This window comes from Streptomyces sp. NPDC031340 (genome assembly GCF_055569945.1).
The window spans coordinates 68,804-76,363 of the sequence record NZ_JBVIIE010000031.1 but is presented as its reverse complement, the minus strand read 5'-3'; the positions used below and the strand labels follow the sequence as shown (position 1 = coordinate 76,363).

The 7,560-nt window shown below is 73.1% G+C and carries 6 protein-coding genes; 4 read left to right on the top strand and 2 right to left on the bottom strand.

The annotated features are described in order from the left end of the window. Nucleotides 1-101 precede the first annotated feature (101 nt). A complete protein-coding gene (locus tag ACZ5GT_RS23990; protein WP_469029406.1) occupies nucleotides 102-1,928 on the bottom strand; it encodes a glycosyl hydrolase family 18 protein in 1,827 nt (608 codons plus the stop codon). Between the two features lie 297 nt (nucleotides 1,929-2,225). Further along, complete coding sequence (locus ACZ5GT_RS23985; RefSeq protein WP_469029404.1) at nucleotides 2,226-2,798, bottom strand: cob(I)yrinic acid a,c-diamide adenosyltransferase; 573 nt, start codon at nucleotides 2,796-2,798, stop codon at nucleotides 2,226-2,228. 73 nt (nucleotides 2,799-2,871) lie between these two features. Here ACZ5GT_RS23985 and ACZ5GT_RS23980 point away from each other — a divergent pair, with 73 nt between their 5' ends. The 4 genes from ACZ5GT_RS23980 (at nucleotide 2,872) to ACZ5GT_RS23965 (ending at nucleotide 7,553) form a co-directional block, all read left to right on the top strand. After that, nucleotides 2,872-3,039 carry a DUF397 domain-containing protein gene (locus tag ACZ5GT_RS23980; protein WP_469029504.1) on the top strand — a complete coding sequence of 56 codons (168 nt, stop codon included), beginning with the start codon at nucleotides 2,872-2,874 and terminating at the stop codon, nucleotides 3,037-3,039. A 366-nt stretch (nucleotides 3,040-3,405) separates the two neighbouring features. Beyond that, a complete protein-coding gene (locus ACZ5GT_RS23975; RefSeq protein ID WP_469029402.1) occupies nucleotides 3,406-4,254 on the top strand; it encodes a 3-hydroxyacyl-CoA dehydrogenase family protein in 849 nt (282 codons plus the stop codon). A gap of 166 nt (nucleotides 4,255-4,420) precedes the next feature. Next, on the top strand, nucleotides 4,421-4,744 hold the full coding sequence (locus tag ACZ5GT_RS23970) for an STAS domain-containing protein (protein ID WP_003997851.1): 324 nt from the start codon (nucleotides 4,421-4,423) through the stop codon (nucleotides 4,742-4,744). A 262-nt stretch (nucleotides 4,745-5,006) separates the two neighbouring features. Further along, entirely contained in the window at nucleotides 5,007-7,553 is a 2,547-nt protein-coding gene (locus ACZ5GT_RS23965) for an ATP-binding protein (protein ID WP_469029399.1), read from the top strand. The last annotated feature ends 7 nt before the right edge of the window (nucleotides 7,554-7,560 follow it).

Genomic DNA, 7,560 nt, shown 5'->3' with positions numbered 1-7,560 from the left:
GGCCACCTCCCCCCCCCCCCCCCCCCCCTCCCCCCCCCCCCACCCCCCCCCCCCCCGCCCCCCCCCCCCCCCCCCCCCCCCCGGGGTGGGGGGAGGGACGGTCAGCTCAGGCCGTTGCTGATGGCGCTCACCAGCTCGCCGTTCGCGGTGTCGCCGCTGAACTCCCAGAAGAAGGCGCCGCCCAGGTTCTGGGTCTTGGCCCACGCCATCTTGGTGCCGATGGTGGCCGGGGTGTCGTACGACCACCAGTTGCTGCCGCAGTGCGCGTAGGCGGTGCCGGCGACCGTGCCGGTGGCCGGGCAGGACGTCTTGAGGATCTTGTAGTCCTCGATGCCCTGCTCGTAGGTGCCGGCCGCGGGGCCGGTGGCCGTGCCACCGGGGGCGTCCTGGGTGACGCCGGTCCAGCCGCGCCCGTAGAAGCCGATGCCGATGAGCAGCTTGCTCGCGGGCACCCCGATCGCCTTGAACTTGGCCATCGCGTCGGCCGTGGTGAACCCGGCCTTCGGGATGCCGCTGTAGGAGGTGAGCGGGGAGTGCGGGGCGGTCGGGCCCTTGGCGTCCCACGCGCCGAAGAAGTCGTACGTCATCACGTTGTACCAGTCGACGTAAGCCGCGGCGCCCGCGTAGTCGGCGGCCTCGATCTTGCCGCCGGAGGAGCCGTCGGCGGTGACCGCGGCGGTGACCAGGTTGTTCGAGCCGAACTTGGCACGCAGCGCCTGCATCAGGTTCTTGTAGGCCGCCGCGCCGCTGGTGTCGCAGGTCAGCCCGCAGGCGTTCGGGTACTCCCAGTCGATGTCGATGCCGTCGAAGACGTCGGCCCAGCGGGGGTCCTCGACCAGGTCGTAGCACGACTGGGCGAAGGCGGCCGGGTTCTTCGCGGCGTCACCGAAGCCGCCGGACCAGGTCCAGCCGCCGAAGGACCACAGCACCTTGATGTTCGGGTACTTCGCCTTGAGCTGGCGCAGCTGGTTGAAGTTGCCGCGCAGCGGCTGGTCCCAGGTGTCGGCGACGCCGCTGACCGACTGGTCGGCGGTGAAGGCCTTGTCGTAGTCGGCGTAGGAGTCGCCGATCACGCACTTGCCGCCGGTGACGTTGCCGAAGGCGTAGTTGATGTGCGTGATCTTCGCGGCGGAGCCGGACGTCACCAGGTTCTTGACGTTGTAGTTCCGGCCGTAGATGCCCCACTCGGTGAAGTAGCCGAGCTTGACCTTGTCGCCGCCGGTGGGCGGGGGAGTGGTGGTGCCGCCGGTGGTGTGCACGGCGACCGCGCCGCTGACCGGTCCGGTCTGGTCGGCGGTGTCCCGGGCCCGGACGGTGTACGAGTAGTCGGTGCCGGCGGTCAGGCCGGTGTCCGTGTAGGAGGTCGTCGTCACGGTGGCGACCGTGGCGCCGTCGCGCAGGACGTCGTAGTTCTTGACGCCCTTGTCGTCGGTGGCCGCGCTCCACGACAGCTTCACCGAGGTGTCGGTGACGCCGGAGGCGGTCGGGGTGCCCGGCGCGGAGGGCGCCGCGTCGCCGGGGACGGTCGTTCCGTCGCAACTGTCGCCGTTGAGCTTGCAGTTGGCGGGGGAGCCGGATCCGGAGCCGTTGAAGCCGAAGGAGACGGCGGCGCCGGGGGCTATCGAGCCGTTGTAGGACTTGTTCTTGGCGGTCCAGTGGGTGCCGGAGGAGGTGACGTCCGCGTCCCAGGCGGAGGTGACGGACGTGCCGGAGGGGAAGTCCCACTCGATCGTCCAGGAGCTGATGGCGGTGGTGCCGGTGTTCTTCACCGTCCACGTGCCCTCGAAGCCGGTGCCCCAGTCCTGGGTCTTGGTGTAGGTGGCGGTGGCGTTCGTCGCGGCCTGGGCCGGGCTCGCGAGGCCGACCAGACCGGCCAGCGGGAGCAACAGCGTCGCGAACGCTGCCGCGGCCCGGTGTCTGAAGCGCATGGTGCGCCTCCCTCTTGGGGGTGTCAGGGGCATGACTGAGCCTTCACGCCCACGGTGCCGCGAGAATAGAAAGGTCTGGACCATAGGTCAATAGGTCTGGACCAGTCTGCTTCCGGCTTCCCGCGCCCCAACTCCTCTGCGGCTACGCCCGCTTGGCCGCGCGCCTGCACGGCTCCGGCGTGCCGGGCGGGCGGCTGACGTGCGTCTTCGTCAGGCGCGTGGCCGAGGCCCCATGAACACCGCGGGCCCGCGCCGTCCCGGCAAGGGAAGGTCGCGGGCCGCTCGCTCCCGTCAGCGTCAACGCTCCCCGCCCGGGACCCAGAGCACGTCCCCGACGTCCTTGTTCGCCGTGCGGGCGAGGATGAAGAGGAGGTCGGAGAGACGGTTGAGGTAGGTGGCCGTCAGCGGGTTCATCGCCTCGCCGTGCACCTCAAGGGCCGCCCACGTCGAACGCTCGGCGCGGCGGACGACCGTGCAGGCCTGGTGCAGCAGCGCGGCCCCCGGAGTGCCGCCCGGCAGGATGAAGGAGCGCAGCTTCTCCAGCCGCTCGTTGAAGCGGTCGCAGTCCGCCTCCAGCTTGTCGATGTAGAACTGCTCCACCCGCAGCGGCGGGAACTCCGGATTCTCCTTCACCGGCGTGGACAGGTCCGCGCCCACGTCGAACAGGTCGTTCTGGACGCGGGAGAGGACCTTGACGACCTCCTCCTCCAGATTGCCCAGCGTGATCGCCGTGCCGATCACCGCGTTCGCCTCGTTGGCGTCGGCGTACGCCGAGATCCGGAGGTCCGTCTTGGCGACCCTGCTCATGTCACCGAGGGCGGTGGTGCCCTTGTCGCCGGTCCTGGTGTAGATACGCGTCAGATTGACCATGCGGCCAGCGTAGTTACGCACCGGCCGTCCATGGCGGTCGTGTGCCCACTGTCACGGCCACTGTCACGAGTCGATCAGGTGCTCGCTGCCCCGGTCACCGGCCTCCGCGAGCGGGAAGTCGGCGCCCGCCTCGCCAATTCCCGGCCTCGTCCCCGTTCGGGACTCCAAGGACCCCGACCGCCCTGCCCTGCTACTCAGTTCCACCGCCTGGGCCCCCTTCGTCTCCTCGCTCAAGAGGTGAACCGGCACTGTCCCAGGGGGTGCGGGCCGACAGCCGAGGCCCGTTCACCGGGAGCGCGGCACCGCCGCCCGGCGTGCGGTGACGGTGGCCGCCGACGGGGCGTCAACTGCCCGCTCCCGCGGACGTGACCGGCATCTCACCCCGTGAGACGTGAAACGCGTTACTAATCCGGCCGCTGCGCCCCCCGCGGGCGCTAGTCTCCGCCGGAGAAGATAGGTCCCTGCTTGACCTTCCCGCCTCCCGGCGGAGTCGCGGTGAGCTCCTGATTCCAGGACCGTCCCGTGACGCCCGGGGCTCCACTCATCGAGCGGACAGGGGAAGACAACGCCAGGGCCTGACGACAGCGCGTATCAGGGGAGTCGCACAGTGGCACGGAAGCTCGCCGTCATCGGGGCCGGCCTCATGGGGTCCGGTATCGCCCAGGTCTCCGCGCAGGCGGGCTGGGACGTCGTCCTGCGCGACGTCACCGACGAGGCGCTCAGGCGTGGCACCGACGGCATCAAGGCCTCGTACGACAAGTTCGTGGCCAAGGGCCGGATGGAGGCGCACGACGCCGACGCCGCCCTCGCCCGCATCACCGCCACGACCGACCTGGACGCCGCCGCGGACGCGGACATCGTCGTCGAGGCCGTGTTCGAGAAGCTCGAGGTGAAGCACGAGATCTTCCGCGCGCTCGACAAGCTGGTGCGCGAGGACGCCGTGCTCGCCTCCAACACCTCCGCCATCCCGATCACCAAGATCGCGGCGGCCACCGAACACCCCGAGCGGGTGGTCGGCGTGCACTTCTTCTCGCCGGTGCCGATGATGCAGCTCGTCGAGCTCGTCCGCGGCTACAAGACGAGCGACGAGACCCTCGCCACCGCGCGGGAGTTCGCCGAGTCCGTCGGCAAGACCTGCATCGTCGTCAACCGGGACGTGGCCGGCTTCGTGACGACCCGGCTCATCTCCGCCCTCGTCGTCGAGGCGACGAAGCTGTACGAGTCGGGCGTGGCGACCGCCGAGGACATCGACCTCGCCTGCAAGCTGGGCTTCGGCCACGCGATGGGACCGCTCGCCACGGCGGACCTGACCGGCGTCGACATCCTGCTGCACGCCACCGGCAACATCTACACCGAGTCGCAGGACGAGAAGTTCGCCCCGCCGGAGCTGATGCGCCGGATGGTCGACGCCGGTGACATCGGGCGCAAGAGCGGGCAGGGCTTCTACACGTACTGAAACCGGTACACAGCACCGCACGCACCGCACCAGCCCCGGGGAATCACCCCCCGGGGTGAATTTGGTATCGGTTCGCTTACAGACGGCAACCAGGTCGCCGCTGAAGCAGTCAGACGATGCACAGCCACCGTCACGGAGTACGCCACCGCGATCACGGGGAGCGCATATGCACATCAGGGGCGACCACGCCGAGCTGGTCGTCGGGGGCCGCCTCGACGTCCGCAGCGCGGCGGACGCCCGTACGGTCCTGCACTCGGCCGTCGACGACGGAGCCGGCGACCTGGTGCTCGACCTGTCCGAACTCGACTCCTGGGACGCCACCGGGCTCGGGGTGATCATGGGGGCCCACCGGCGGGCCGGCCGCTGCGGCCGCCGCCTGGTGCTGCGCGGCGTACCGCCGCAGATGCAGCGCCTGCTGGTGGCCACCCGCCTGCACCGCATCCTGGCCATCGAGGGGGGCATCGGGGTGGAGTCACTGCCCCGCGTGTGACCGCTCGAACCGGTGTGAACCGGATGACGGGGGAGACCCGGGCGCAGGGCACCGAAAGGCCCGTCGCGCGCAATCCTCATGAGACCGTGACGTCTCGGGCGGCACGGCACCCCGGACTGTCGTGGATACTGAGCGAAGGTTTAAGGTTCGGTCGCCCGCTGCCTGACATCCCTGCGAGCGGGCCCGGACCAGAAGCGACAGCGCGGTGTGCAGCAAGGCCGGGAGGGGCTCACGCACACGACGCCTTTGGGGGCTTGAACCTATGGACCCGAACAGCCGGGGACCCGAGGAGTACGGCCACGACGGCAACGCGCCGCGCCAGCGCCCGCCCAGGGATCCCCTGACGCCTGACTTCGGGCAGCACGCTCCCGCGCTCGCGCGCACCGTGCAGCTCGTCTCCGGCGACTACCTGCTCACCGTCAACCCGGTGGACGGCAGCGAGATCGAGATCTGCCCGCCGGGCGAGCGCCCCGGACGCCCGGGGAAGCCGGCGGCGGACGCGCGCGACCGGGCGGCCCGCGCCGCCCGGCCGCCCGTCCCGGCCGGACCGGACCGGCTGTCACTGCCGCTCCTGGAACGCCAGGAGGTGCGCGAGGACCTCGTCCGCCTGCTCGCCCGCGGCCGCTCGGTGCGCCTCACCGGCCCCGCCGGCTCGGGCCGCACCAGCCTCCTCGACGTCGTCGCCGAGGACTGCGCGGACCTCGCCCCGGACGGCGTCGTCCGCCTGAACGGCTTCCGCCGGACCGCCGACGACCTGCTGCACGAGCTCTTCCACGCCGTCCACGACGCGCCCCGGCACCGCCCCGGCCAGGAGGACCTGCTCGACTGCCTGCGGGACGTCGGCGCGGTCGTCGTCCTCGACGACATCGAGTTCGGCGGCGCCGCCCTGGACGACCTGCTGGACGCGACCCCCGAGTGCGCCTTCCTGATCGCCGCCACGCCCGACGTGCCCGCGCCGTCCGCCGACGCGGGGGTCGAGGAGATCACCCTCGGCGGTCTCGGGCGCGCCGCCGGCGTGGACATCCTGGAGCGTGTCGTCGGCCGGACCCTGACCGAGGAGGAGGCCAACTGGGCCGGCGACCTCTGGTTCGAGTCCGAGGGCCTGCCGCTGCGGTTCGTCCAGGCCGGCGCCCTGCTGCGGCAGCGCGACCGGCTGCGCGTGAGCGCCGAGGCCGTCGACGAGTTCGGCGTCTTCGCGGACGCCACCCCCGCCGACGCGACCCCCGTCGACGCCGCCGTGGACGCCGGGGACGGCGACGGGATCCCGCTGCCCTCGCTCGGCGAGGCCGCCGCGCCCGCCCGGCTGCTCGCCTCCCGGCTCAGCCCCGCCGCCCGCGCCACCCTGCGCTTCGCCGTCGTGCTCGGCGGCGAGGTGCCGCACCAGGCCCATCTGCCCGCCCTGGTCGGCGACACCCACGCCGACGCCGCCCTCGGCGAGCTGGCGAGCAGCGGACTGGCCCTGCCGGTCGGCTCCCGCTACCGGCTCGCCGCCGGGGTGCTCGCCCAGCTGGAGACCGCCGGTTACGCCGACGACGCCGAGGCACAGGCCCTGACGGCGGCCCGGCACTACGCCTGGTGGGCCGGACACCCGTCGGTCACCCCGGAGCGCGTGTGCGCCGAGGCCGACGCCCTGCTCGCCGCCCTCGCCGTCCTCGCGCCCGTCACCACCGCGTCCCTCGACGGCGAGGCGAGCGTCGCCGTGCAGTTGGCCCGCACCGCGGCGCCCGCGTTCGCCGCCGGGCTGCACTGGAGCGCCTGGGAGCGGGCGCTGCGCTCCGGCGCCGAGGCCTCCAAGCTGGCCGGCGAGGTGTCGGAACAGGCCTACTTCCACCACGAGCTCGGCGTCCTCGCGCTGTGCGGCGGAGAGCTCGACCGGGCCCGCACCGAGCTGGAGGCGTCCGTCGGCCTGCGCGGCGCGGCCGCCGACAAGCGCGGCACCGTCACCGGCCGTCGCGCCCTCGCCCTGGTCACCGACCGCTCCGGCGCGCCCGCGGTTCCCGGTACGGCCGGGAGTCCCGCCGCGCCGGCGATGCACGGCGCGCCGGCGGGCGAGGAGGCGCCGGACGCGCGGTCCGAGGACTCGCCGTCGCCGGCCGGCGGTGTGCCGGCCGGGTTCGCGGCGGCGGCCCCGTTCCAGTCGCCGGCCGAGCCCTTCGTCGTGCACCGGGAACCCTCCGGCCCGGCGAAGTCCCACGGCGGCGGCCTGCGCGGCCTCGCCCGCCGCAACCTCGTCGCGGCCGGCGCGGGCGCCCTGCTCGTCGCCGTACTCGGCACCGTGGTCACGCTCGGCGCCACCTCCGACAACAACGCCGACAACCCCTCGGACCAGGTCGGCGTCAACCCGTCGGTCAGTCAGGGCCTCGACGACGGCGGCCTGGGCGCCGACACGCCCGGGAACGAGGCCGGCAGCGGGGACACCGGCACCGCGACCAGCCGGCCGACCGATCCGGGCCCCGACGGCACCCTCGGCACGTCCGACGACCCGACCCCGCCCGCGGACACCGCCGGGCCGTCCGACGAACCGAGCGGCACGCAGAGCTCCGGCTCCCCGTCGAGCAGCCCGTCGCGGACGCCGACGACCAGGCCGCCGTCCTGGACGCCCACGCCCAAGCCGTCGACGCCGCCTCCGTCGACGTCGGCCAGCCCCACGCCGTCGGAGTCCGCGTCGCCGTCCCAGCCGGGCTCCTCCTCCACGCCGTCCACCACCGACTCGGCCAGCGGCCCGGCGCCGGCGGCCCCGACGGTGACGAGCGGCTCGGCGGGCGCGCCGACCGCCGCCGGCACCGGAACGGCCGGCACGGTGATCTGAGGCGGTG